We start from the raw sequence: 24,938 nt of genomic DNA, 5'->3' as shown, positions 1-24,938 counted from the left end.
TCAGCCGCCCTGGATCTGAAGGCTGCGCATCGTGCGGCCCATCGCGAAGCGTCCCGCCGCGACGAGCACGGCGATCCAGAAGCACTGCAGCGCCAGCGCGGCCATCGCATGCCAGCCACTCAACTGACCGAAGTACAGCCGCGCGGGAATGTCCATCAGCCCGGCCAATGGCTGGACCAGCAGCGCGGTCTGCCACGCATCCGGCAGCAGCGCGAGCGGCAGCAGGTTGCCCGAGAACACGATGACCACTGGCGTCGCCACCGCGCTGATGCCGCGCTCGTTGAGCGCAGCGGTGGCCGCCACGTTGAGCAGCATCACCATCGATGTGGAAAGAAGCAGCGCCAGCACCGTGGACACGAGGAACGCGAGCCCCGCCGCCGCGCTCGCAGGCAGCTGCCAGGCCCACTCGCCCAACCCCGCCAGCGGCAACGCAACCGCGGCGAACGCAGCCATCAGAGCCACCCGCGGCAGCACGCGCGCGGCGATCCATCCGGCGCTGCGCGCGAACCACAGCGCATAGGCGTCCACCGGGCGCAGCCGGTCGTAGGCGACCGCGCCGGTGCGCACGGCTTGCGCCACTTCCGGGTCGCTGAGCCAGGGCAGCAGCACGAGCAGCCCCTGCGCCAGCCACGTATAGGTGATGGCATTCGCGAGCGACATCGGCGAACTCGCGCCCGCGATGGCCGTGCCGCCATAGAAGGCAGCGAACACCATCACCTTGATGCCGCCCCACCAGCACTGCGTCGCGAAGCCGGCGAGCGCGGCCGTGCGGTACTGCAGCATCTGCAGGAAGCGCGAGGCGAAGGCCGCAGCGTAGGGACGCGCGAGAGTCCGCAGCTGCATCATCACGTTTCGGCCGCTCCGTGCATCGCATAGAAGCGCGCGATCACCGCCTCGATCGCCATGCCTTCGAGACGGATGTCCTCCACCGCGTGCTCGGCCGCGATGCGCGCGATCAAGGCCGGCGCGGTGGTCACCGAAGGATCGAAATCGAGCACCAGCGTCTGCCCATCGCGGGCGCGCACCGTGGCGCCGGGCACCTCTGCGGGCAGTGCGGCGTCTTGCGCGAAGTCGACGATCAACCGGCGCTCGGCCATCACCTGTGCGCGCAACGCCTCGACCGGGCTGTCGGTCAGCACGCGGCCGTGGCCGATGACGATCACGCGCTGGGCCAGCGCCTCGATGTCGTGCATGTCGTGCGTGGTGAGCAGCACCGTCGTGCCGCGCTCGCGATTGGCGCGGCGCACGAAGTCGCGCACCGCGAGCTTCGACGGCGCATCGAGGCCGATGGTCGGTTCGTCCAGGAACAGGATGTCGGGCTCGTGCAGCAGCGCCGCCGCGATCTCCGCGCGCATGCGTTGGCCCAGCGAGAGCTGGCGCACCGGCTGGTCGAGCACGCGCTCCAGGTGCAGCAGCGCGACCAGCTCGTCGCGTGTCTTGCGATAACGCTGCGGATCGACGCGGTAGATGTCGCGCAGCAGATCGAAGCCGTCGCCCACGGGCAGGTCCCACCACAGCTGCGTGCGCTGGCCGAAGACCACGCCGATGCGCCCCACGTGGCGCTCGCGGTCGGCGAAGGGATCGCGGCCATCGACCTCCACGCGCCCGCCGTCGGGCCGCAGGATGCCCGCGAGGATCTTGATGGTGGTCGACTTGCCCGCGCCGTTCGGCCCGATGAAGCCGAGCAGCTCGCCGCGCTGCAATTCGAAGGACACACCCGACAGCGCCTCCACCGTGCGATGCCGCCGCTGCACGAGGCCGCGCAGCGCGCCCATCACGCCCGGGTCGCGCTCGGAAATACGGTAGGTCTTGAGGAGGTGGTCGACGAGGATGTGGGGCATGGGAGGCGCCGCGCCGGCCTGGAAGGCGCGGCGGGGGCGGGATGCTACACGAAAGCGCCGGTACGATCTCGGGCTCTCCAGAGATTCATCGCCCATGTCGTCTTCGTCGTCTCCTTTGCCCGCCTCGCCCACTCATCTGCTGCCGCTCGACCGTTGGGCAGCACCGGCGCGCAGTGCGCTCGTCGGCGTGTTCACGGACATCGACGACACGCTCACCACCGATGGCGCGATCACGGCCGATGCGCTGCATGCGCTCGGCGACCTGAAGGCAGCCGGCTTCGCCATCGTGGCGATCACCGGCCGGCCGGTGGGCTGGAGCCTGCCCTTCGTCAACACCTGGCCGGTCGATGCGATCGTGGCGGAGAACGGCGCGGTGGCGCTGCTGCCCACGGCCGATGGGCAGATCGAAAAGCGCTACCAGCAGGACGTGCCCACGCGGGCCGCCAACTTCGCGCGCATGCAGGCGGTGCTCGCGCGCATCGAGCGCGAGATTCCGGGTGCGCAGCGCGCCACCGACTCGGCGGGCCGCGAGACCGACATCGCCATCGACCACAGCGAGTTCGTGCAGCTGAGCGAAGAGACCATCGCCCACGTCGTCGCGCTGATGCGCAGCGAAGGCATGCACGCGACGGTGAGCAGCATCCACATCAACGGCTGGTACGGCGACAACGACAAGCTCGAAGGCGCCCGCTGGATCGTGCGCGAGCTCTGGGGCCGCACGCTCGACGACGAGCTCGACCGCTGGGCCTACGTGGGCGATTCCACCAACGACCAGCTGATGTTCCGCACCTTCGCGGGCAGCATCGGCGTGGCGAACGTCGCGCGCTTCGTGGCGCAGCTGGAGTACCTGCCGCGCTACGTGACGGCGGGCGAACGCGGCGTGGGTTTCGCCGAGGCGGCGCGCGCGATTCTTTCCGCCCGCGCTATTCGCTGACCGGCAGGCCGCGCGCGTTGCCGCGCAGCGCCGCCCGTTGCCGCCAGATGCCGAAGGCGGCGATCAGCAGCAGAACTGCTGCATAGCCTTCCACCGTGTTCAGCAGGCCGAGCGGCTTCACCAGGAAGCCCGCGAGCATCGCCGGCAGGCTGAACGCGAGGTAGCAGACCACGAAGATGGCGGCGAAGAGCTCGCCGCGCTCGTGCGAATCGGCGAGCGGCGCCAGCGTCTGCACCAGCGCCGAGAACGCACCGCCGAAGCCCAGGCCCGCAATCGCGGTGCCGACGAAGAACAGCGCGAGCGACTTCGTCGCCAGCGACGCCAGCAGCAGCACCAGGCCGATCGCGATGCTGGCCGCGCCGAAGACGACGGTGCGCGGCGCGGGGAAGCGGCCGAGCAAGGTGGGCGCGAGCGCACCGAAGCCCGAGAGCACCGCCACCGTGAGGCCGTTGACCACGCCGTTGTCGATGTGGAACACATGCAGCATCAGCGATGGTGCGAGCGACAGGTACAGGCCGCCCAGCGCCCACACCGCAATGAACACCGGCAGGCCGCGCACGAAGTCGGCCCGCGCCCGCACGGGAATCGACACGCGCGGCACCAGCGAAGCCAGCGCACCGGGGCGCGGCGTGACCGTCTCGGGCATCCACAGCACCACGGCCGCGCCGACCGCGAACACCACGGCCAGCACCCCGAACACCAGCATCACGGGCTGGGCAGTGAACTTGACTGCGATGCCTGTCAGCAACGCGCCCACCGCGAGCCCCGCGAGGGGCGACACGCTGGTGATCAGCGCACCCAGGCGCTTGCGCGATGCTGGCGCCGCTTCGACCACCGCCGCGCTCAGCGCGCCGCTTGCGATGCCCGTGGCCACGCCCTGCACGACGCGCGCGCCGATCAGCCCGGCGATGTCCTCTGCCAGCACGAAGAGCCCCATCGCCACCGCCTGCAGCACCAAGGCTCCGAGCACCACCGGCCGCCGGCCGATGTGGTCCGACAGCGAACCCGCCACCAGCAGCGAGATCAGCAACGCAATCGCATAGATCGCGAACGCCACCGTGAGCATCGACGCCGAGAAACCCCAGGCGTGCTGGAACACGACGAACAACGGCGTGGGCGCGGCGGCTGCGAAGAAAAAGGCAAAGAGCACCGCGGCCAGCAGCGGAAAACCGACCGCCGCCGGCAAGCGCCAGGGCTTGGAACGGGCAGCGACGTCAGCGGTGGCAACGGCGAGTTCAGGGCAGGAGGAAGGCATTGTAAATCCTTAACGCAACTTTTTTAGCTTTTGTGATTCTAGACCTGTAGATTCACTAAAGCAAAAACCTTTGCGTTAAAGTCCATCCAATGAACGATGCTGTCCTTCCCAACAAACGTCCCGGCGGCCGCAGCGCCCAGGTGCAGGCGCTGGTGCGCACCGCCCTCGAACAACTGGTGGCCGAAGAGGGGCGCGAGCGCGTTACGGTGCCGGCCGTGGCCGAGCGCGCAGGGGTCAGCGCCTCCAGCATCTACCGGCGATGGGGGGATCTGTCAGGGTTGCTGGCCGAGACGGCCACGCACCGGCTCGACCCGAACCGGCCGCTGCCCGACACCGGCAACCTCCGCAAGGACCTGACGGCGTGGGCGCAGGAACTCATCACGCATTTGGCGCAACCCTGCAGCAAATCCTTGCTGAAAGCCGCAGCCGCGCTCGCCACGGGCGATGCGGACACGGATTGCCTCCGCAACCGCCGCAAGGAAGCGCTGACGCTGGTCGCGCAGGCGCAAGCCCGCGGCGAGCCGGCGCCCGAGGCAGAGCAAGTGATCGATCACGTGATCGCGCCGATCGTGTTCCGGCTGGTGTTCGGGGCGGAGCCGGTGAAGCCGGAACTGGCGGAGCGGCTCGTGGGGGAGCTGTTTGCCATCACCGACAGGGCTAATTAACGCGCTTAATAGCTCGCCAAAGCCCGTCGAACATGTCGATCGACTCGACACATCATTCGGACATGTTTAAAAAAACAGATTAAATCGACACGTTGTGCGCCCATGTCGATGTCATCGACATGGCAGTCACTCCACCAGCTCGGCAAAAAGTGCATCGTTGATGTAGTACTTTTCGCGCCCGCGCTTGCTTTCACGCAAGACGCCGAGCTTGGCCAGCGCCTGAAGGTAGCCTGAGGCCGTTTGCCGCTTGGCAATGCCGGCGTCCACCAGGAACTGGATCTTGGTGTACGGGTGCCTGAAGATCACCTCGATCAAGTCCTTGCTGTAGACGCCAGGCGCCTCGCGCTGCACGCGTTCACGAACCTGCTCCATCAGGTCGCGGATCCGGTTGACTTGATCGAAGGTCTGCTGAGCAGTGCTTTCGACAGCACGCAGCATGAACAACAGCCAGTTTTCCCAGTCCTGCGATTCCGTCACGCGACGCAGCCCGTCGTAGTAGTCCGCCTTGTTCGCGATGATGTAGCGCGACAAGAACAGCACGGGAATGTCCAGCAACCCCTTGTCGACCAGGAAGAGCAGATTCAGGATGCGGCCCGTGCGCCCATTTCCATCAGGAAAAGGGTGGATCGCCTCGAACTGGTAGTGCATCACCGCCATCTTCAGTAGCGGATCCAGATCGTCTTCAGCGTGGATGAATTTCTCGAGATTCGCCAGCTTGTTGCGAATGACGGCCTCGCCGACCGGTGGCGTGTAGATCACCTCGCCGCGTCCGTTCTTCAAGGCGGTGCCGGGGACGGCCCGCACATCGAATTCGATCTGCTTGATGCGCTGGGCGATTTCAATGAACAGGTTGGTCGCCAGCGGGCGCGTCTTCAGCGCATCGAAGCCGTGATAGAGCGCCTCGCGGTAGCGCAAGACCTCCTTGGTCTGCGCGTCGGTGTTGCCGTCGGCATCGGCATCGGCCCGGTAGAGCTCGTCGTTGGTCGTGACGATGTTCTCGATTTCCGAAGACAACCGCGCCTCTTGCAGCACGACGCTGCTGATCAGCACCGCCTGATTCGGAATCTGCGCGGCCAGCCCCCGCAAATTGGCCAGTACGCGGTTGGCACCGATCGCCTGCTTGAGCACCACCTTGCTTTCGAGTTCGAAGGCGGGCGGCAGCAGAGGAAGGTCATTGAACGGCTGGTTTCGGTCGAACGTCATTTGGCGCCGCCGAGGGCGGACATGTATAGAAAAGGCCGATTTTTATACATGTCTCACTGAACATGTTTAAAAAACTGCATTTTTTAAACATGAACCGTGCGCTATTGACGGATCAAGAGCCCTTCGCCAACCCCAGCTTCTCAATAACCACCTTCTCCTTCACCACCGTGTCCTGCGCGAACTTGGTGTACTGCGCCGAGCTCATGTAGTTCGGCAGCATGTCGTAGCGGCCGAGCGACGCCACGTAGCTCGGCTCTTCCATCGCCTGCTTGAACGCGTCGTGCAGCTTCTTCACCACCTCGGGCGACGTGCCCTTGGGCGCGCCGATGCCGAAGGGCGAGTTCTGCACCACGTCGTAGCCCAGCTCCTTCAACGTCGGCGCATCGGGGAACTTGGCCAGGCGTTTGTCGCCCCAGGTGTTCAGCACGCGCAGCTTGCCGGCCTCGACTTGCGGTGCGAAGCCGGTGCTGTCGGCCGCAGCCATAAGCTGCCCGCTGACCACCGCGAGCATCAGGTCGGCGCTGCCCTTGTAGGGCACGTGCTGCAGCTCGATGCCGGCCTTCTGCGCAATGATTTCGGTCGTCAGATGCGGGCTCGTGAGGTTGCCGGTAGAACCGTAGGTGAGCTTGCCGGGATTGGCCTTGGCATAGGCGACGAAGTCGGCCCAGGTCTTGAACGGGCTGTTGGCCGGCACCACGATGCCGAAGGCGTAGCCGGTGACGTTCAGCACATACGTGATGTCCTTGAGCGGGTCCCAGTTGATCTTGGTGGTGTAGCCGAGGCGGAACACGCCCAGCGGAATCTGCGCGACCGTGTAGCCGTCGGGCTGCGCGGTCTGCAGCGCCTGCGCGGGCAGCGTGCCGCCGGCGCCGGGCTTGTTGTCGACGATGACGGGCTGGCCGAGGATCTTGCTTGCGTTGTCGGCAAGCTGGCGCATGGTGATGTCGGTCGGGCCGCCCGCGGGGAAGGCGATGACCAGCTTGATCGGCTTGGCGGGGAAAGCCTGGGCAAGCGCCGCCAGCGGGGAAGCGAGGCCGCACGCGGCGAGCGTGGCGGCACAGAGAAGGGAACGGCGGGACATGGCGGAGGCTCCTGAAAACTTGAAGAACCGCGGATTGGGCCTTGCCCTGCCCGATGCGGCAATCGGGGCTCACCCGATGGCTGTCGCCGACGTTCCTCAGCCGGCCGTCTGGCCGAAACCTTCGAGCACGTTCACCGTGTTGACGCCCACTTCGGCCACCGCATAACCGCCTTCGAACACGAACACCGTGGGTAACCCTGCGCGCGCGAGGTCTTCTCCCATGCGCAGGTAGTCGTCGCTCTTGAGCTTGAAGCCGGAGATCGGGTCGCCCTCGAAGGTGTCGACGCCGAGCGAGACCACGAGCGCGCCGGCCTTCACCTTCGCGATGCCGTCGAGCGCCGTCTTGAGCGCGGCGCGCCACGCGGTGAAGTCGGTGCCGCGCGGCAGCGGCAGGTTGTGGTTGAAGCCCTCGCCTTTTCCTGCGCCGCGCTCGTCGGCGTGGCCGAGGTAGTACGGGTAGTCGGTGAACGGATCGCCGTGCAGGCTGGCGAAGTGCACGTCGCTGCGGTCATAGAAGATGGCCTGCGTCCCGTTGCCGTGGTGGTAGTCGACATCGAGCACCGCGACGCGCTCGACGCCCGCATCGCGCAACGCCTGCGCGGCCACGGCGGCGTTGTTGACGAAGCAGTAGCCGCCGAAGAAATCGACGCCTGCGTGATGGCCCGGAGGCCGCGTCAGCGCGAAGGCCGAGCGCTGGCCGCCGAGGACGCGCTGCGTCGCGGTCCACGCGCACGCCGCGCCCTGTCGCGCGGCGGCCCAGCTGCCGGCCGTGAGCGGCGTGCCCGCATCGAAGGAGAACAGCCCCAGGCGCGCCGGAAAGCTCTGCGGCAGCACATCGGTGCGCATGCCGCGGGTGGGCCAGTACGACGGGAGCGCGTCGCGCGATGCATTGGCCGGATCGAGCGCCACCCACTCGTCCCATGCGCCGGCGATGAAGTCCAGGTAGCGCGGCGCATGCACCTTCGCGAGCAGCGCGTCGTCGAGCGCATCGGGCGACTGCAACGGCCCAAGCCCTCGCCGCTCCAGTTCATGCTTCACATGGTCGACACGGGCAGGCACCTCGAAGCAAGGCACCAACTCGCCACGGAACATTTCGACTTTGCCCTGGTGCAGTGCGTGCTGGTCGTTGTAGATGGTGAGCATGAAGAAAACAGGGTCGGCGTTGCGGATGCGGCCGATCATGCCGCACGCCGCAGCACCGCCCGGCGCCTGCCGGACGCGGTAAGCCCGAACAGGTCCTTCGGGTCGTCGAGCTCGGGCACCAGCGCGATCTTCTGGCCGATGCCGCGCTCGATGGCCAACTGATGGATGTAGCGCAGCGCGGTGTAGTCCTCCAGCGCGAAGCCGACTGAATCGAACACCGTGACCTGCCCGGCGGTCTCGCGCCCGGGTACTTCGCCAAGCAGCACCTTCCACAATTCGTGCACCGGAAAATCGGCCGCCAGTTGCTGGATCTCGCCCTCGACGCGGGTCTGCGCCTCGTATTCCACGAACACGCGCGCGCGGCGCAGCACGTTCGGGTGCAGCTCGGTCTTGCCTGGCGAATCGCCGCCGACGGCGTTGATGTGCATGCCGGGCTCGATCATCCCGGGCGTGAGCACCGTCGCGTGGCCCTGGCAGGCGGTGATGGTGGTGACGATGTCGGCGCCGCGCACCGCGTCGGCCACCGAGCGGGCGCGCACGATCTCCAGCGGCGTGCAGGCCGAGAGATGCCGCACCAGCTTGTCGGTGGCGTGGGGGTCGGTGTCGAACACGCGCACTTCCTCGATGCCCAGCAGCGCGTGGAAGGCCAGCGCCTGGAACTCGCTCTGCGAGCCGTTGCCGATCAGCGCGAGGCTGCGCGAATCGGGCCGCGCCAGGGCTTTTGCCGCCATCGCCGAGGTGGCCGCCGTGCGCAGCGCGGTGGTGAGGGTGAGCTCGGACAGCAGCACCGGATAGCCGGTGTCGACCTCTGCCAATACACCGAAGGCCATGACGGTCGGCAGCCCGACCGAGGTGTTGTGCGGATGCCCGTTGACGTACTTGAAGGCATAGGCGCCGTCGTCGGCCACCGGCATCAGCTCGATCACGCCGAGGTGCGAGTGGCTCGCGACGCGCGCCTTCTTGTCGAACTCTCGCCAGCGCAGGAAGTCGTCGCGCAGCGCGTCGGCCAGCGCCTCGAGGAATTGCGGAACGCCGGTTTCATCCACCAGGCGAACCAGGCTGTGGACATCGATGAAGCGGGTCATGGCATGGCTCCTTGCGTAGCCCGGCACGGCGCTTCATCCCTTCGCATGTCGACTCCACCATGGCTGATTCAGGATGCGCCTGCGCCAAGGGTTCGAGTCATTCTGCGCCTGCCCGCGGCTTCTTGCGAGCCCCGTCCGTCAGTCGTACCTGCGCTCTTCGATGCTGCGCTCCAGAAAGCGCCAGAGCCGCTCGTCTTCGCTGAAGGCCACGTTGAAACGCAGCCAGCCCGTGGTGCGCGGATTGACCAGGAACAACTGGCCCGGCCCGAGCATGATGCCCTCCGTCGCGGCGCGCTTGGAAAGCTCTGCGCTGTCCGCAATGTCCGGGTGCCGCGCCCACAGGTACATGCCGGCCGCGGCTTCATGGAAGAGTTCGAAGCCCAGCCCGTTCAGCCGCCTCGCGACGCTGCCCTGCGCCTGCGCGAGGCGGTCGCGCAAGGCCTTCAGATGCTTGCGCCAGCGTCCGTCGGTGACGGTGCTGAAGGCCAGGCGCTCGGTGATGTCGGATGAAGTGAGCCCCGAGACCATCTTGAGCTGCGCGAGGTCTTCCAGCAGCTCGGGTTGCGCCACCACGAAACCGACGCGGATGTTCGGCGAGATGGTCTTGGAGTAGCTGCTGACGTAGACCACGCGGCGCAGCTGGCCGAGGCTTGCGAGCGAGGGCCGCATCGAAGCATCCATCTCGGCATAGATGTCGTTCTCGACCAGCGTGAAATCGTGCGCCTGCGCGAGCTGGAGCAACTGCACCAGTTGCGGCAGCGACGCCATCGAGCAGGTCGGGCTCTGCAGCCGCGGCTGGGTGAAGAAGGCCTTGGGCCGGTGCACCGCGAGCAGCGCCTCGAGCGCGGGCATGTCGTAGCCCGAAGGAATGCGCGGCACGCCGATGATTTCCACGCCCAGGAAGCGCAGCATGAACATCAGGTTCGGATAGCCCGGATCGTCCACCAGCACCGAATCGCCCGGCTTGAGGAGACGCCGCGCGACCAGGTCCAGCGCCTGGCTCGATCCCTGGGTCAGCAGGACCTGGCCGGCCTCGACCACGATCTGCTGCTCCGACAGCGCTTCGGCCGTCGCCATGCGCAGCGCCATGTGGCCGAAGGGCAGGCCGTAGCCGCCGATGTCGGCGCCTTCGGAGGCCAGGTGGCGCAGGCTCCGGCGCATGCCGTCTTCGAACAGCCAGTCGTGCGGCAGCCAGCCGCAGCCGGGCTTGAGCGGGAGGTTGCGGTTCTCGAAGATCTGCTGCAGGTACCAGCGGGCGTCGAAGCGGGGGTCCGGCCGCGGCGCGCTGGCCGCGCCGGCGGTGCTCTCTTCGCTGCGCCGCTTGACGAAGAAACCCGCATTGGCGCGCGACACCAGAAGGCCCTGCGCCACCAGCCGGTCGTAGGCCTCGACCACCGTGAAGACACTCACGCCATGGGCCGCGGCAAAGGCGCGGATCGACGGCAGCTTGGTGTCGGCCTTGAGCTTCTGCGCGCCGATCAGGCCGCGCAGCCCTTCCACGATCTGGCTCACCAGCGGCGTCGGCTGTTCGGGGCGAAGAATGAGCATCGGGGGGTGTCTGCGGCCGTGCGGCCCGCACCATATTGAGGAAAGTATGTACAGGATACAAGACCAGTACAGTCTTCCCGGCGATCACTTCCGGTGTACATGGCTGGATCGATTCGCGCGACCTAGAGTGCCGGCATCCCTTCTTCTGCGATGCACAGGCCCCCCATGAAACGCGAATCCCACCTCAGCAATGCCGCCCTCATGGCACGCCGCACCGCGGCCGTCGCCCGCGGGGTCGGGCAGGCCCACGACATCTTCGTCAGCCGGGCCGCCAACGCCGAGCTGTGGGACGTGGAGGGCCGCCGCTACATCGATTTCGCCGGCGGCATCGCGGTGCTCAACACCGGCCATTGCCACCCGGAGATCAGCGCGGCCGTGAAGGCGCAGGTCGATCTCTATTCGCACACCTGCTTCCAGGTGGTGGCCTACGAGCCCTACGTGGAGCTGGCCGAGCGCCTGAATGCGCTGGCGCCCGGCAAATTCGCGAAGAAATCGATCTTCCTGAGCACCGGCGCCGAAGCGGTCGAGAACGCGGTCAAGATCGCCCGCGCCCACACCCGGCGGCCGGGCATCATCGCCTTCAACGGCGGCTACCACGGCCGCACGATGATGACGCTCGGCCTCACCGGCAAGGTCGCTCCCTACAAGATCGGCTTCGGCCCGTTCCCGGGTGAGGTGTTCCATGCGCTGTACCCGAATGCGCTGCACGGCGTGAGCGTGGACGATGCCCTGCATTCGGTCGAGCTGCTGTTCAAGAACGACATCGAGCCCGAGCGCGTGGCCGCGTTCATCCTGGAACCGGTGCAGGGCGAAGGCGGCTTCTACGTGGCGCCCAACGACTTCATCGAAGGCCTGCGCGCGCTGGCCGACCGCCACGGCATCCTGATCATTGCCGACGAGGTGCAGACCGGCGCGGGCCGCACCGGCACCTGGTTCGCCAGCGAGCAATGGCCGGTGGCGCCGGACCTGATCACCACTGCCAAGTCGATGGCGGGCGGATTTCCGATCTCCGGCGTGGTGGGCCGCGCCGAGGTCATGGACGCGCCCGCCCCCGGCGGCCTGGGCGGCACCTACGCCGGCAGCCCCATCGGCTGCGCCGCGGCGCTGGCGGTGCTCAAGGTGTTCGACGACGAGCAACTGCTGGCCCGCAGCCGCGCCATGGGCGAACAGCTCATGGCCGGCTTGCGCCGCATCGCCGCCGAAGTGCCGGCCATCGGCGATGTGCGGGGGCTCGGCGCCATGGTGGCCATCGAGCTGTTCGAGGAAGGCGACACCGCCCGCCCCGATGCCGCGCTGACCCGCCGGGTGGTGGCGGAGGCGGCGCGGCGCGGGTTGATCCTGCTGTCTTGCGGAACCTATGGCAATGTCATTCGCGTGCTGGTGCCGCTGACGGCATCCGACTTGCTTGTGGACGAAGGCCTGGCGCTTCTCGCGGACAGCTTCGCCGCGCTGCGCTGATCGACCGGCCCCTTCTGAAATCCTCCATGACAGCAGAACCCTTGGTGCGCTTCCAGCGCGTCCAGAAAACCTACGACGGCGAACACCTGGTGGTGCGCCAGCTCGACCTGGACATCCATCGCGGCGAGTTCCTGAGCCTGCTCGGGCCCTCGGGCTCGGGCAAGACCACCACGCTGATGATGCTGGCGGGCTTCGAGTCGCCGACCTCGGGCGACATATTGCTCGATGGCAAGCAGATCACCGGCGTGCCGCCGCACAAGCGCAACTTCGGCATGGTCTTCCAGAACTACGCGCTGTTTCCGCACCTGAGCGTCGGGCAGAACGTGGCCTATCCGCTCACGGTGCGCAAGGTGCCCAAGGCCGAGCAGCAAACCCGCGTGCAGCGCGCGCTCGACATGGTCCAGCTGCGCGGCATGACCGATCGCCTGCCCGGCCAGCTCTCGGGCGGCCAGCAGCAGCGCGTGGCGCTGGCGCGCGCGCTGGTGTTCGAGCCCCAGCTCGTGCTGATGGACGAGCCGCTCGGCGCGCTCGACAAGCAGCTGCGCGAGCACATGCAGATCGAGCTCAAGGACCTGCACCGCCAACTGGGCGTGACCTTCGTCTACGTGACGCACGACCAGGGCGAGGCGCTCACCATGAGCGACCGCGTGGCGGTGTTCAACGAAGGCGTGATCCAGCAACTGGACACGGTCGACGGCCTGTACGAGAAACCGTCCAACCGCTTCGTGGCCGGCTTCGTCGGCGACAACACGGTGCTCAAGGGCCAACTGGCCCGCGGCGGCGAGCAGGCCCAGATGACGCTGCCCGACGGCCGCGTGCTGCACGGGCTCAACGTCGGCGGCGCGGCGGCGGGTGCGGCGGTCGAGGCCTGCATCCGTCCCGAGCGCGTGGTGATGCACCGCAGCCCGGCCACACAGGGCGCCAACATGCTCGCGGCTCAGGTGTCGCGCGTCATCTATTTCGGCGACCACCTGCGGCTGCTGTGCGGCGTCGGCGACGGCCAGGCCGAAGCCACGGTGAAGCTGCCGCTGGACGGCCTGGACGGTGCCGCCGCAGCGCGGGCCGGCGACGCAGTGGTGCTCGAATTTCCGATGGCGCATGTGCGCATCTACGCGCCCTGAACCCGGTCCCGTTGTTCCCTCCCGTTTCCTTGTTTCCTTTCATCACCCCGAGAGACTCCCCATGAAAAAGACCCTCCTCGCCTGCACCGTCGCCGTCAGCTTCGCGCTGCCGGCCTTCGCCCAGCAGCAGCTCACCGTGGTCAACTTCGGCGGTGCCAACGCCAATGCCCAGAAGAAGGCGTACTACGAGCCCTACGAGAAGGCCGGCACCAAGATCATCCCGGTCGAATACAACGGCGAGCAGGCCAAGATCAAGGCCATGGTCGAGACCAAGAAGGTCACCTGGGACGTGGTCGAGGTCGAGTCGCCCGATGCGGCGCGCGGCTGCGACGAGGGCCTGTTCGAGAAGCTCGACTACTCCAAGATCGGCAACAAGGCCGACTTCCTCCCCGCCGCCGTCACCGACTGCGGCGTCGGCCTGTTCGTGTGGTCCACCGTCATGGCCTACAACGGCGAAAAGCTCAAGAGCGCGCCCACCAGCTGGGCCGACTTCTGGGACGTGAAGAAGATCCCCGGCAAGCGCGGCATGCGCAAGGGCGCGCGCTACAACCTCGAGTTCGCGCTCATGGCCGACGGCGTGAAGCCGGGCGATGTCTACAAGGTGCTCGGCACCAAGGACGGCGCCGACCGCGCGTTCAAGAAGCTCACCGAACTCAAGCCCAACATCCAGTGGTGGGAGGCCGGCGCGCAGCCGCCGCAGTTCCTGGTGGCCGGCGACGTGGTGCTGACCACCGTCTACAACGGCCGCATCGACGCGGCCAACCGCGAAGGCCGCGACCTCAAGATCTACTGGCCGGGCGGCATCTACGACCTCGACTACCTCGTGATCCCGAAGGGCGCGCCGAACAAGGAAGCCTCGCTCAAGTACATCCAGTTCGCGATGCAGCCGGCCAACCAGTCGGTGTACGCGCAGAACATCGCCTACGGCCCCACCAACACCAAGGCGCTGGCTGCGCTCAGTCCCAAGGTGCTGGCCGACCTGCCGACCTCGGCGGCCAACGCCAAGGATTCGCTGCAGTTCAACGTCGGCTTCTGGGCCGACCAGGGCGAGGCGCTCGAGAAGCGCTTCGCATCCTGGGCCACGCAGTAAGCAGGCAGGCAAGAGGCCATGCACGCGGCAACGACTGTCCCCCTCGGTTCGGCGGAGGCTCCGCCCGGCGAACTGCGTCGTGCGCTGGCGCGCGCCGAAGCCCGCCGCAAGTGGCGCGCCTTCGCGCTCACCGTGCCGCTGCTGGTGTTTCTGCTGCTCACGCTGCTGGTGCCCATCGTGGCGCTCTTGCAGCGCGCGGTCGAGAACCCCGAGGTGGCCAACGCGCTGCCGCGCACCGTGCGCGCGCTCGACGGCTGGAACCGCAAGGAGGCGCCCGCGCCCGCCGCCTATGCGGCGATCGCGGCCGACCTCGGCCAACTGCCCGACAGCTCCGACGCGGGCGCCCTGGCGCGCCGCCTCAACACCGAGATCGCCGGCGCCCGTTCGCTCGTGATGGGCACCTTCCGCGCGTTGCCGATCGCCGGCACACCGGAAGAGGTCAAGGCGCGCATGCTGGAGATCGATCCGCGCTGGGGCGAGCCGCCGTTCTGGCAGGCCATCGCCAAGAACGGCTCGCGCTGGACGCCCGACTACCTGCTCGCCTCGGTCGACCTGCGGCGCGACGTGGCCGGCGAGGTCGAACGCATGCCCGCAGACCAGCGCGCATTCGCCGGCATCCTGCTGCGCACCTTCAACATCAGCGCCGTCGTCACCTTCTTCTGCCTGCTGCTGGCCTATCCGCTGGCCTGGTGGCTGTCGACGCTGCCGGCGCGCAAGGCCAACGTGCTGATGATCCTGGTGCTGGTGCCGTTCTGGACCTCCATCCTGGTGCGCGTGGCGGCGTGGATCGTGCTGCTGCAATCCGAGGGGCTGGTCAACCGCGGCCTCATGGGCATCGGCCTCATCGACCATCCGCTGGCGCTGCTGTTCAACCGCACCGGCGTGATCATCGCGATGGTGCACATCCTGCTGCCCTTCATGATCCTGCCGCTCTACAGCGTGATGAAGAGCGTGCCGCCCACCTACCTGCGCGCGGCCGTCTCGCTGGGCAGCTCGCCGCTGGCGGCGTTCTTTCGGGTGTACGTGCCGCAGACCTATCCGGGCATCGGCGCGGGCGCGCTGCTGGTCTTCATCCTGGCCATCGGCTACTACGTGACGCCGGCGCTGCTCGGTGGTGCGGACGACCAGATGCTCAGCTACTACATCGCGCGCTACACCAACGTGGAAATCAACTGGGGCATGGCCTGCGCGCTGGGCACGGTGCTGCTGGTCGCCACGCTGCTGCTGTATGCCGTGTACCGCCGCATCGGCAAGGCCGAGTTGAGCCTGGGCTGAGCCGTACGAAAGACACACACGCATGTTCAAGCTCCCTCACTTCCCGGCCTACGCCACCTTCGCCGACAAGCTCGGCTGGTGGGCGGTGCGCGCGGGCTGCGTCGCGGTGCTGGCCTTTCTGCTGGCGCCCATCCTCGTGGTGATTCCGCTGTCGTTCTCCGACAGCTCGTTCCTCGCCTACCCGATCCCGGGCTGGTCGCTGCGCTGGTATCGCAACCTCTTCGAGTCGCCCGAGTGGGCGCGCGCGGCGCGCAACAGCTTCATCGTCGCGCCGGCCGCCACGGTGCTGGCGACCGTGCTGGGTACGCTGGCGGCGGTGGGCCTGTCGCGCACGAGCTTCGCCTTCAAGGGCCTGCTCATGAGCGTGCTGATTTCGCCGATGGTGGTGCCGATCGTGGTGGTGGGCGTTGCCACGTACCTCTACTTCGCGCCCATCGGCCTGGCCGACACCTACTTCGGGCTGATCGTGGTGCATGCGGCGCTCGGTGCGCCGTTCGTGCTGACCACGGTGCTCGCCACGCTGGCGGGCTTCAACCAGAACCTGGTGCGCGCCTCGCTCAGCCTGGGCGAAACGCCGTTCAGGACCTTCATGCGCATCACGCTGCCGGTGATCGCGCCGGGCGTGATCTCGGGGGCGCTGTTCGCGTTCGCCACCTCGTTCGACGAAGTGGTGGTCACGCTGTTTCTCGCGGGGCCCGACCAGGTCACGCTGCCGCGCCAGATGTTCACCGGCATCCGCGAGAACATCTCGCCCACCATCGCCGCCGTGGCGACGCTGCTGATCGTCTTCACCACCACGCTGCTGCTCGCGCTCGAATGGCTGCGCGGCCGGCGGCGCTGAACCGAACCTTCCTGCGATGCCGACCTACCCGACACCGAACCAGCCGCTCGGCGGCAACACGATGCCGCGCTTCGCCGGCCCCGGCACGATGATGCGGCTGCCCGCGGCCACTTCCCCCGAGGGGCTGGACGCCGCGTTCATCGGCGTGCCGCTGGACATCGGCACCTCGAACCGGCCGGGCGCGCGCTTCGGGCCGCGCCAGATCCGCGCCGAATCGGCGCTGCTGCGCCCCTACAACATGGCCACGGGCGCCGCGCCCTTCGACAAGCTGCACGTGGCCGACCTGGGCGACGTGCCGATCAACACCTACTCGCTCGAGAAGTCGGTCGACATCGTCTCGGCCTTCTACGACACAGTGCTGGCCGCAGGATGCGCGCCGCTGACGCTCGGCGGCGACCACACGATCGCGCTGCCGATCCTGAGGGCGGTGGCGAAGCGGCACGGCCCGGTCGCGCTGGTGCACGTGGATGCGCATGCGGATGTGAACGACGACATGTTCGGCGAGCGCATCGCGCACGGCACGCCATTCCGGCGCGCGGTCGAAGAGGGCCTCCTGGCCTGCGACAAGGTCTGGCAGATCGGCCTCCGCGGCACGGGCTATGCGGCGGACGATTTCGACTGGCCGCGCGAACAGGGCTTCACCGTGGTGCAGGCGCACGAGGTCTGGTACCAGTCGCTCGCACCGCTCATGGCGCAAGTGCGCGAGCGCATCGGGCCGACGCATCCGGTCTACATCAGCTTCGACATCGACGGCATCGATCCCTCGTTCGCCGGAGGCACCGGCACGCCCGAGATCGGCGGGCTCACCGTGCCGCAGGCGCTGGAAATCGTGCGCGGCTGCCGCGGCCTGAACGTGGTGGGCGCCGACCTGGTGGAGGTCAGCCCGCCATACGACACGAGCGGAAACACTGCGCTGCTCGGGGCCAATCTGCTCTACGAAATGCTGTGCGTGCTTCCCGGTGTACCTTTTCGCTGATCCCCATCGCCATCCATCCTTTCGAGACAACACGACACCATGGACACCAAGACCTCTCCCCTCGCCCTCCTGAACGACCCCAGCCTGCTCAAGACCGATGCGCTGATCGCCGGCGAATGGACGCGAGGCGCGAGCCGCTTCGACGTGAACGACCCGGCCACCGGCAAGAAGCTGGCCGACGTGGCCAACCTCACGCGCGCCGATGCCGCCGAGGCCATTGCCGCCGCCAACAAGGCGCTGGCCGCCTGGCGCGGCAAGACCGGCAAGGAGCGCAGCATCGTGCTGCGCAAGTGGTTCGACCTGCTCATCGCCAACACCGAAGACCTCGGCCGCCTGATGACCGCCGAACAGGGCAAGCCCTTCGCGGAAGCCAAGGGCGAGGTCGTCTACGGCGCGAGCTTCGTCGAGTGGTTTGCCGAAGAAGCCAAGCGCGTGAACGGCGAGGTGCTGCCGCAGTTCGACAACAACCGCCGCCTGCTGGTGATGAAGCAGGCCATCGGCGTGTGCGCGGCGATCACGCCCTGGAATTTTCCGCTCGCGATGATCACCCGCAAGGTGGCGCCGGCGCTGGCCGCAGGCTGCACGGTGATCATCAAGCCGGCCGAACTCACACCGCTGACCGCGCTGGCCGCGGCCGAACTGGCGGTGCGCGCCGGCATTCCGGCGGGCGTGCTCAACGTGCTCACGGCCGACAGCCAGAACAGCATCGCGATCGGCAAGGAGCTGTGCGAGAGCGACGTCGTGCGCCATCTGAGCTTCACCGGCTCCACCGAAGTGGGCCGCATCCTGATGAGCCAGTGCGCGCCGACGGTCAAGAAGCTGTCGCTGGAACTGGGCGGCAACGCGCCCTTCCTGGTGTTCGACGATGCCGACGTGGACTCGGCCGTCGAAGGTGCTATGGCGAGCAAGTACCGCAACGCCGGCCAGACCTGCGTGTGCGCGAACCGGCTGTATGTGCAGGACGGCATCTACGACGCCTTCGTCGAGAAATTCGCGGCCAGGGTCAAGGCGCTCAAGGTCGGCAACGGCTTCGACGAGGGCGTGGTGCAGGGCCCGCTGATCGAGGAAGCGGCCATCGACAAGGTGCAGCGCCATGTCGCCGATGCCATCGCCAAGGGCGGCAAGGTGCTGGCCGGCGGCCACAAGATGCAGGGCCAGTTCTTCGAGCCGACCGTGGTGGCGGAAGCCACCGCCGACATGCTGTGCGCGCGCGAAGAAACCTTCGGGCCCTTCGCCCCCGTGTTCCGCTTCAAGACCGAGCAGGACGGCATCGACGCGGCGAACAACACCGAGTTCGGCCTCGCGAGCTACTTCTACACGCGCGACGTGGGCCGGATCTTCCGCGTGGCGGAAGCGCTGGAATACGGCATGGTCGGCATCAACGCGGGCGTGATCGCCACCGAGCACGTGCCCTTCGGCGGCGTGAAGCAGTCGGGCCTGGGACGCGAAGGCTCGCACCACGGCATGGACGACTACGTGGAGATCAAGTACCTCTGCCTGGGCGACATCCAGAAGTAAGAAGCGAAGGACGAAGCAGGGCGGGGACCAGCCCCGCCCCGTCTTCCGCTATCTCGCCAGCACCGGCTTCAATGCCACGCCGGTGTGCGTGCCGAGCCGCACGACTTCCTCCGGCGGCGCCGCCGCAACGATGCGTCCGCCGGCATTCCCGCCTTCGGGGCCGAGGTCGATGATCCAGTCGGCTTCGGCGATCAGGTCGAGGTCGTGCTCGATCACCACCACGCTGTGGCCGCCGTTCACCAGCCGGTGCAGCACGTGGATCAGCTTCTCGACGTCGGCCATGTGCAGGCCCACCGTCGGTTCGTCGAGCACGTACAGCGTGTGCGGCGCCTTCTGGCCGCGGCGGGTGATGTCGTCGCGCACCTTGCTCAGTTCGGTCACCAGCTTGATGCGCTGCGCCTCGCCGCCCGAGAGCGTGGGCGAGGGCTGCCCCAGCGTGAGGTAGCCGAGTCCCACGTCCTTCAGCAACTGCAGCGGATGGCTGATGTTGGGCATGGCCGAGAAGAACTCGACCGCCTCGTCCACTTCCATCTTCAGCACGTCGCCGATGCTCTTGCCGCGCCAGCTCACGGCCAACGTCTCGGGGTTGAAGCGCGCGCCGTGGCACACCTCGCAAGGCACCTTCACATCGGGCAGGAAGCTCATCTCGATGGTGCGCACGCCTGCGCCTTCGCAGCCCGGGCAGCGGCCTTCGCCGGTGTTGAAGCTGAAGCGCGCCGGGCCGTAGCCGCGCGCCTTGGCTTCGAGCGTGTCGGCGAAGAGCTTGCGGATGGTGTCCCAGAAGCCGATGTAGGTGGCCGGGCAACTGCGCGGCGTCTTGCCGATGGGGGTCTGGTCGACTTCGAGCACGCGGTCGATGGTCTCGTAGCCCTCGACCTTGCTGCAGCCGGACCAGGCCGCGCGCTTGCCCGCGGCATCGGCGTCGCGGCCGGCCTTGGTCATGCGCTGGATGACGATGCCCTGCACGCTGGCCAGCAGCACGTCGCGCGCGAGCGTCGACTTGCCCGAGCCGCTGACGCCGGTCACCACCACGAGGCGGTGCAGCGGCAGCGTGGCGGTCACGTCCTGCAGGTTGTGCAGGTCGGCGCCGTGCACGGTGAGCCAGTTGCCGCTGTCCTCGGCCTTCGGATCGGGCGAGGGAATCAGGCGCCGGGCCTGCAGCGGATGCTTGATGGCATCGCGGAGGTAGCGGCCTGTCTGGGAGTCGCTCGCCTTCTCGATGTCGGCCACCGAGCCTTCGGCCACGAGACGGCCGCCGCGCTTGCCGGCGCTCGGACCGATGTCGATGATGTGGTCGGCGCGGCGGATGGTGTCTTCGTCGTGCTCCACCACCACCAGCGTGTTGCCCTTTTCGCCGAGCTTGTGCAGCGCGTTCAGCAGGATCTGGTTGTCGCGCGCATGCAGGCCGATGGTCGGCTCGTCGAGCACGTAGCACACGCCCTGCAGGTTGCTGCCGAGCTGCGCCGCGAGGCGGATGCGCTGCGCCTCGCCGCCCGAGAGCGTGGGCGCGCCGCGGTCGAGCGTGAGGTAGCCGAGGCCCACTTCCTCGAGGAATTCGAGCCGGCTCTTGATCTCGGGCACGAGGTCGCGTGCGATCTCGGCTTCTCGGCCGGTGAGCGCGAGCCCCTCGAACCACTGCCGCACCTCGGTCACGCTCATGCGCGCGAGCTCGGTGATGCCGATGCCGCCCGTGCCGTCGGCCTGAGCGGCGCCGAAGCTCACCGCGCGCGCCGTGGCATTGAGCCGCGTGCCCTCGCAGGTCGGGCAGGCGGTGTCGGCGAGGTCCTCGATCTCGGGCTCCGCGAAGGTCTGTTCGCGGCCCTTGTTGTCGTCGTCGCGGATCGAATCGTCGAAGACCTTGCGCTGGTCCTTGCTGAGCTTGACGCCGGTGCCCACGCAGTCGGGGCACCAGCCATGCTTGCTGTTGTAGCTGAAGAGGCGCGGGTCGAGTTCAGCGTAGCTGGTGCTGCAGACCGGGCAGGCGCGCAGTGTGGAGAACACGTTGACGCGGCCGATGCCGGCCGCCGACACGCCGGCCATCATCGCGGCCTTCAGGCCGTCGAGCTCGCTCAGCACATGCACCACGCCTTTGCCATGTTCGAGCGCCTTGGTGAGCGCCTCGCGCAATTCGGTTTCCTTCGAAGGCAACACGTCGAGGCTCGCCACGGGCAGTTCGATGCTGTGTTCCTTGAAGCGGTCGATGCGCGGGAAGCCGGTGGTCGGCAAGAAGTCGCCGTCGACACGCAGGTGCGTGAAGCCGCGCGGCCGCGCCCAGTCGGCCAGCTCGGTGTAGACGCCCTTTCGGTTGCTCACCAGCGGCGCGAGCAGGCCGATGTGCTGGCCCTTGAAGTTGCGCATGAGCTGCGCGGCGATGCTGTCGGGCGTCTGCGGCTGCACAGCCGCACCTTCGTGCGTGCAGTGCTGGATGCCCAGCTTCACATACAAGAGGCGCAGGAAGTGCCACACCTCGGTGGTCGTGCCCACCGTGCTCTTGCGGCCACCACGCGAAAGGCGCTGCTCGATGGCCACAGTCGGCGGGATGCCGTAGACCGCATCCACCTCGGGGCGCCCTGCCGGCTGCACGATGCTGCGCGCATACGCGTTGAGCGATTCGAGGTAGCGGCGCTGCCCTTCGTTGAAAAGAATGTCGAAGGCCAGCGTCGACTTGCCCGAGCCGCTCACGCCCGTCACCACGCTGAACTTGCCGCGCGGAATGTCGACGCTGAGGTTCTTCAGGTTGTGCTCGCGCGCATTCACGATTTCGATGGCGTTGCTGCCGGGCGCCGTCTTCGCGTTCGCGATGTAGCGGCGCGCGGCGCGCTCGGCCACCTTGTAGGCCTCGGGGCCGATCGCCAGTTCGTAATCGGCCAGCGCCGCGCCGGTGAGCGAAGCGCGGTTCTCGCGCAGCTGCTCGGGCGTGCCTTCGGCCACCACCTGGCCGCCGCCCTCGCCGCCTTCGGGGCCGAGATCGATGCACCAGTCGCTCGCGCGGATCACGTCGAGGTTGTGCTCGATCACGATCAGCGAATGGCCCGCATCGAGCAGCTTGCGCAGCGCGCGCATCAGGCGCGCGATATCGTCGAAATGCAGGCCCGTGGTCGGCTCGTCGAACAGGAACAGCGTGCCCCTGCGTGCGACCGATTGCTTGCTCGCGGTCGCGCTCTTCGCGGCTTCAGCGAGGAAGCCCGCGAGCTTCAGGCGCTGCGCCTCACCGCCCGACAGCGTGGGCACCGGCTGGCCGAGCTTGACGTAGTCCAGGCCCACGTCGGAGATCGGCTGCAGCACGCGCAGCACGTCGCGGTCGGCTTCGAACACCGCCGCAGCCTCGGCCACGGTGAGGTCGAGCACGTCGGCCACGTTGTAGCTCTTGCCCTTGCGCTCGATCTTCACTTCGAGGATATCAGGCCGGTAGCGCTTGCCGTCGCAGTCGGGGCAGCGCAGGTACACGTCCGACAGGAACTGCATCTCGACGTGCTCGAAGCCCGAGCCGCCGCAGGTCGGGCAGCGCCCGTCGCCGGAGTTGAAGCTGAACTTGCTCGCGGTGTAGCCGCGCTGGCGCGAGAGCGCCGCGGTGGCGAAGATCTCGCGGATCGCGTCCCACGCGCCCACGTAGCTCGCCGGGTTGGAGCGCGCGGTCTTGCCGATGGGCGACTGGTCGACGAAGACAACGTCTCCCAGGTGGTCGGCGCCCAGCAGCCGGTCGTGCGCGCCCGGCGTTTCGGTCGCCTTGCCGAAGTGGCGCATGAGCGCGGGCGCCAGCACGTCCTGGATCAGCGTCGACTTGCCCGAGCCGCTGACGCCGGTGACGCACACCAGCCGCGCGAGCGGAAATTCGACCGTCACGTTCTGCAGGTTGTGCTCGCGCACGCCTTCCAGGATGAGCCGGTGCGTGTTCTCGCTCACGAGCCGCTTGAAGCCCATGCCGATCTTCTTGCGGCCGCCCAGGTACTGGCCGGTGAGCGTGTCGGCGTCGCGCAGTTGGTCGGTGGTGCCGTCGAACACGATCTGCCCGCCGCGGATGCCGGGGCCGGGGCCCATGTCGATCACGCGGTCGGCCGCGAGCATCACGGCCGGGTCGTGCTCGACCACCACCAGCGTGTTGCCCGCATCGCGCAGGCGCAGCATGGCCTCGGTGATGCGGTTCATGTCGCGCGGATGCAGGCCGATGCTGGGCTCGTCGAGCACGAAGAGCGTGTTGACCAGCGAGGTGCCCAGCGCGGTCGTGAGGTTGATGCGCTGCACCTCGCCGCCCGAGAGCGTGCGGCTCTGGCGGTCGAGCGTGAGATAGCCGATGCCCACGTCGTGCAGGTAGCGCAGGCGCGTGGTGATTTCCTCGAACAGCAGCTTCAGCGCCTGTGCCTCGCCCTGCCTTGCCCCTTCCCCCTCTGGGGGAAGGTTGGGATGGGGGCTCTCGGCCTCCACCACCGCCACAGCCTTCGCGGAGGCCGCGTGCCCCCACCCCTGCCCTCCCCCAGAGGGGGAGGGAGCCATACCGCTCATGCGGTCGAAGAACCTGCGCAGCCGCTCGATGGGCAACAGCATCAGGTCGTGCAGGCAAAGGCCGGGCAATGCTTCGAGCTGCGCGCGCGACCACTTCACGCCGGTCGGCATGAAGCGCTTCTCGGGCGGCAGCACCGCGTCGGCGTCTTCCTTGCTGCCGATGCGCCAGAGCAGGCTGTCGAGCTTCAGGCGCGCGCCGCTGCAGACGGGGCATTGCGTGTAGCTGCGGTACTTGGACAAGAGCACGCGAATGTGCATCTTGTAGGCCTTGCTCTCCAGGTAGCCGAAGAAGCGGCGCACGCCATACCACTGCTTGTTCCAGTTGCCTTCCTTGTAGTTGGGCGTGCCCTCGATCACCCAGTGCTTCTGCTCGTCGGTGAGCTTGTTCCAGGGCGTGTCGCGCGGAATGCCCGCCGCCTCGGCGTGGCGCATGAGGTCGTCCTGCGCCTCTTTCCAAGCGGGCGTCTGGATGGTCTTGATCGCGCCGGCGCGCAGCGTGAGCTTGTCGTTCGGAATCACGAGGCCGAGATCCACGCCGATCACCCGGCCGAAGCCGCGGCAGGTCTCGCAGGCGCCGACCGCCGAGTTGAACGAGAACATCGACGGGATCGGGTCGGTGTAGCGGATGTCGCTCTCGGGGCAGTGCAGGCCGGTGGAGAACTTCCAGACGTCGGTCGAGGCGTTTTCCTCAGCACCCGTCGCATGCACAGTCACACGACCGCTGCCGCGCTTGAGCGCCACTTCGATCGCCTCCACCACGCGCGAACGCTCGGCGCTGGAGATGCGGAAGCGGTCGGCCACCACGTCGAGCACCTTGCGCGGACCGGTGGGTGTCGCCACCTCGCGTTCGGACTGAACACGCGTGAATCCGCTGGCCGAGAGCCATTGCGTCACTTCTTCCGGCGAAGTGCCCGCGGGCAGCTCGACCGGAAAGGTGATGACCAGTCGCGGATCGCCCGCCGCAGCGGCCCGCTCGGCGATCTGCGCATAGATGCTGTCGGGCGAGTCGTGGCGCACCGGCAGCGCGGTTTCGCGGTCGAACAGTTGCGCCGCGCGCGCGTAGAGCAGCTTCAGGTGGTCGTTGAGTTCGGTCATCGTGCCGACCGTGGAGCGCGAGGAGCGCACCGGGTTGGTCTGGTCGATGGCGATGGCGGGCGGCACGCCCTCCACCTTGTCGACGGCCGGCTTGTCCATGCGGTCCAGGAACTGGCGTGCGTAGGCGGAGAAGGTTTCCACATAACGCCGCTGGCCTTCGGCGTAGAGGGTGTCGAACACGAGGCTCGATTTGCCCGAGCCGCTGGGCCCGGTGACCACGGTCATCTCGCCTGTGCGGATGTCGAGGTCGAGGTTCTGGAGGTTGTGCTGGCGCGCGCCGCGAATCCGGATGGAGCCCTGTGTCATGAG

The 24,938-nt window shown here is 67.8% G+C and carries 18 protein-coding genes; 9 read left to right on the top strand and 9 right to left on the bottom strand.

All coding sequences use genetic code 11. The features are described 5' to 3' along the window. Both QFZ83_RS00605 and QFZ83_RS00600 read right to left on the bottom strand, forming a co-directional pair. On the bottom strand, positions 1 to 843 hold the full coding sequence (locus QFZ83_RS00605; protein ID WP_306881475.1) for an ABC transporter permease: 843 nt from the start codon (positions 841 to 843) through the stop codon (positions 1 to 3). Between the two features lie 2 nt (positions 844 to 845). Beyond that, a complete protein-coding gene (locus QFZ83_RS00600; protein ID WP_307501405.1) occupies positions 846 to 1,841 on the bottom strand; it encodes an ATP-binding cassette domain-containing protein in 996 nt (331 codons plus the stop codon). A gap of 94 nt (positions 1,842 to 1,935) precedes the next feature. On the opposite strand from QFZ83_RS00600, the gene QFZ83_RS00595 reads away from it, so the two are divergent. Then, a complete protein-coding gene (locus tag QFZ83_RS00595; RefSeq protein WP_307501402.1) occupies positions 1,936 to 2,775 on the top strand; it encodes an HAD-IIB family hydrolase in 840 nt (279 codons plus the stop codon). On the opposite strand, the gene QFZ83_RS00590 is transcribed toward QFZ83_RS00595, so the two are convergent. Continuing rightward, on the bottom strand, positions 2,765 to 4,030 hold the full coding sequence (locus QFZ83_RS00590; protein ID WP_307501401.1) for an MFS transporter: 1,266 nt from the start codon (positions 4,028 to 4,030) through the stop codon (positions 2,765 to 2,767). The genes QFZ83_RS00595 and QFZ83_RS00590 overlap by 11 nt on opposite strands. An 89-nt stretch (positions 4,031 to 4,119) precedes the next feature. Between QFZ83_RS00590 and QFZ83_RS00585 the strand changes: the two genes are divergently transcribed. Further along, positions 4,120 to 4,695, top strand: coding sequence for a TetR/AcrR family transcriptional regulator (locus QFZ83_RS00585; RefSeq protein WP_306881471.1), 576 nt, complete (start codon positions 4,120 to 4,122; stop codon positions 4,693 to 4,695). 126 nt (positions 4,696 to 4,821) lie between these two features. On the opposite strand, the gene QFZ83_RS00580 is transcribed toward QFZ83_RS00585, so the two are convergent. The 5 genes from QFZ83_RS00580 to QFZ83_RS00560 all read right to left on the bottom strand — a co-directional run bounded on the left by QFZ83_RS00580 (position 4,822) and on the right by QFZ83_RS00560 (position 10,755). Then, positions 4,822 to 5,898 carry a Fic family protein gene (locus QFZ83_RS00580; RefSeq protein ID WP_307501399.1) on the bottom strand — a complete coding sequence of 359 codons (1,077 nt, stop codon included), beginning with the start codon at positions 5,896 to 5,898 and terminating at the stop codon, positions 4,822 to 4,824. A 112-nt stretch (positions 5,899 to 6,010) separates the two neighbouring features. Then, positions 6,011 to 6,979, bottom strand: a complete 969-nt coding sequence (locus QFZ83_RS00575; RefSeq protein ID WP_307501397.1) for a tripartite tricarboxylate transporter substrate binding protein — start codon at positions 6,977 to 6,979, stop codon at positions 6,011 to 6,013. Between the two features lie 96 nt (positions 6,980 to 7,075). Continuing rightward, positions 7,076 to 8,122 (bottom strand): histone deacetylase family protein, encoded by a 1,047-nt coding sequence (locus tag QFZ83_RS00570; RefSeq protein ID WP_307512598.1) that lies wholly within the window; start codon positions 8,120 to 8,122, stop codon positions 7,076 to 7,078. A gap of 35 nt (positions 8,123 to 8,157) precedes the next feature. Next, positions 8,158 to 9,207, bottom strand: a complete 1,050-nt coding sequence (locus QFZ83_RS00565; RefSeq protein ID WP_307501395.1) for an ornithine cyclodeaminase — start codon at positions 9,205 to 9,207, stop codon at positions 8,158 to 8,160. Positions 9,208 to 9,345: 138 nt separating this feature from the next. Further along, a complete protein-coding gene (locus QFZ83_RS00560; RefSeq protein ID WP_307501394.1) occupies positions 9,346 to 10,755 on the bottom strand; it encodes a PLP-dependent aminotransferase family protein in 1,410 nt (469 codons plus the stop codon). Positions 10,756 to 10,920: 165 nt separating this feature from the next. Between QFZ83_RS00560 and gabT the strand changes: the two genes are divergently transcribed. From gabT to QFZ83_RS00525, 7 genes are all read left to right on the top strand, one after another. Next, positions 10,921 to 12,213 (top strand): 4-aminobutyrate--2-oxoglutarate transaminase, encoded by a 1,293-nt coding sequence (gene gabT / locus QFZ83_RS00555; RefSeq protein ID WP_307501392.1) that lies wholly within the window; start codon positions 10,921 to 10,923, stop codon positions 12,211 to 12,213. 26 nt (positions 12,214 to 12,239) lie between these two features. After that, a complete protein-coding gene (locus QFZ83_RS00550) occupies positions 12,240 to 13,334 on the top strand; it encodes an ABC transporter ATP-binding protein (RefSeq protein ID WP_307501390.1) in 1,095 nt (364 codons plus the stop codon). Positions 13,335 to 13,395: 61 nt separating this feature from the next. Next, complete coding sequence (locus QFZ83_RS00545; RefSeq protein WP_307501388.1) at positions 13,396 to 14,424, top strand: ABC transporter substrate-binding protein; 1,029 nt, start codon at positions 13,396 to 13,398, stop codon at positions 14,422 to 14,424. 18 nt (positions 14,425 to 14,442) lie between these two features. Continuing rightward, positions 14,443 to 15,699: an ABC transporter permease gene (locus QFZ83_RS00540; RefSeq protein WP_306881462.1), complete on the top strand. Its 1,257-nt coding sequence runs from the start codon at positions 14,443 to 14,445 to the stop codon at positions 15,697 to 15,699. Positions 15,700 to 15,721: 22 nt separating this feature from the next. Beyond that, entirely contained in the window at positions 15,722 to 16,540 is an 819-nt protein-coding gene (locus QFZ83_RS00535) for an ABC transporter permease (RefSeq protein ID WP_257864875.1), read from the top strand. A gap of 16 nt (positions 16,541 to 16,556) precedes the next feature. Further along, positions 16,557 to 17,516: an agmatinase gene (gene speB / locus QFZ83_RS00530; RefSeq protein ID WP_307501383.1), complete on the top strand. Its 960-nt coding sequence runs from the start codon at positions 16,557 to 16,559 to the stop codon at positions 17,514 to 17,516. Between the two features lie 39 nt (positions 17,517 to 17,555). Continuing rightward, positions 17,556 to 19,034, top strand: coding sequence for an NAD-dependent succinate-semialdehyde dehydrogenase (locus tag QFZ83_RS00525; RefSeq protein ID WP_307501381.1), 1,479 nt, complete (start codon positions 17,556 to 17,558; stop codon positions 19,032 to 19,034). A gap of 48 nt (positions 19,035 to 19,082) precedes the next feature. Here QFZ83_RS00525 and uvrA read toward each other — a convergent pair whose 3' ends face one another. Further along, positions 19,083 to 24,935, bottom strand: coding sequence for an excinuclease ABC subunit UvrA (gene uvrA, locus QFZ83_RS00520; protein WP_307512596.1), 5,853 nt, complete (start codon positions 24,933 to 24,935; stop codon positions 19,083 to 19,085). Positions 24,936 to 24,938: the final 3 nt, after the last annotated feature.

The sequence above is a fragment of the Variovorax sp. W1I1 genome, from assembly GCF_030815625.1.
GTDB classification, from domain to species: Bacteria; Pseudomonadota; Gammaproteobacteria; order Burkholderiales; family Burkholderiaceae_C; genus Variovorax; species Variovorax paradoxus_C.
Note: the sequence above shows the minus strand (reverse complement) of the source record. Positions and strands in the feature narration are given on the sequence as shown.

Bases quoted from the DNA above. Each gene is read 5' to 3' on its own strand.
- QFZ83_RS00605 (WP_306881475.1), bottom strand. From the start codon at position 843: ATGCAGCTGCGGACTCTCGCGCGTCCCTACGCTGCGGCCTTCGCCTCG.
- QFZ83_RS00600 (WP_307501405.1), bottom strand. From the start codon at position 1,841: ATGCCCCACATCCTCGTCGACCACCTCCTCAAGACCTACCGTATTTCC.
- QFZ83_RS00595 (WP_307501402.1), top strand. From the start codon at position 1,936: ATGTCGTCTTCGTCGTCTCCTTTGCCCGCCTCGCCCACTCATCTGCTG.
- QFZ83_RS00590 (WP_307501401.1), bottom strand. From the start codon at position 4,030: ATGCCTTCCTCCTGCCCTGAACTCGCCGTTGCCACCGCTGACGTCGCT.
- QFZ83_RS00585 (WP_306881471.1), top strand. From the start codon at position 4,120: ATGAACGATGCTGTCCTTCCCAACAAACGTCCCGGCGGCCGCAGCGCC.
- QFZ83_RS00580 (WP_307501399.1), bottom strand. From the start codon at position 5,898: ATGACGTTCGACCGAAACCAGCCGTTCAATGACCTTCCTCTGCTGCCG.
- QFZ83_RS00575 (WP_307501397.1), bottom strand. From the start codon at position 6,979: ATGTCCCGCCGTTCCCTTCTCTGTGCCGCCACGCTCGCCGCGTGCGGC.
- QFZ83_RS00570 (WP_307512598.1), bottom strand. From the start codon at position 8,122: ATGCTCACCATCTACAACGACCAGCACGCACTGCACCAGGGCAAAGTC.
- QFZ83_RS00565 (WP_307501395.1), bottom strand. From the start codon at position 9,207: ATGACCCGCTTCATCGATGTCCACAGCCTGGTTCGCCTGGTGGATGAA.
- QFZ83_RS00560 (WP_307501394.1), bottom strand. From the start codon at position 10,755: ATGCTCATTCTTCGCCCCGAACAGCCGACGCCGCTGGTGAGCCAGATC.
- gabT (WP_307501392.1), top strand. From the start codon at position 10,921: ATGAAACGCGAATCCCACCTCAGCAATGCCGCCCTCATGGCACGCCGC.
- QFZ83_RS00550 (WP_307501390.1), top strand. From the start codon at position 12,240: ATGACAGCAGAACCCTTGGTGCGCTTCCAGCGCGTCCAGAAAACCTAC.
- QFZ83_RS00545 (WP_307501388.1), top strand. From the start codon at position 13,396: ATGAAAAAGACCCTCCTCGCCTGCACCGTCGCCGTCAGCTTCGCGCTG.
- QFZ83_RS00540 (WP_306881462.1), top strand. From the start codon at position 14,443: ATGCACGCGGCAACGACTGTCCCCCTCGGTTCGGCGGAGGCTCCGCCC.
- QFZ83_RS00535 (WP_257864875.1), top strand. From the start codon at position 15,722: ATGTTCAAGCTCCCTCACTTCCCGGCCTACGCCACCTTCGCCGACAAG.
- speB (WP_307501383.1), top strand. From the start codon at position 16,557: ATGCCGACCTACCCGACACCGAACCAGCCGCTCGGCGGCAACACGATG.
- QFZ83_RS00525 (WP_307501381.1), top strand. From the start codon at position 17,556: ATGGACACCAAGACCTCTCCCCTCGCCCTCCTGAACGACCCCAGCCTG.
- uvrA (WP_307512596.1), bottom strand. From the start codon at position 24,935: ATGACACAGGGCTCCATCCGGATTCGCGGCGCGCGCCAGCACAACCTC.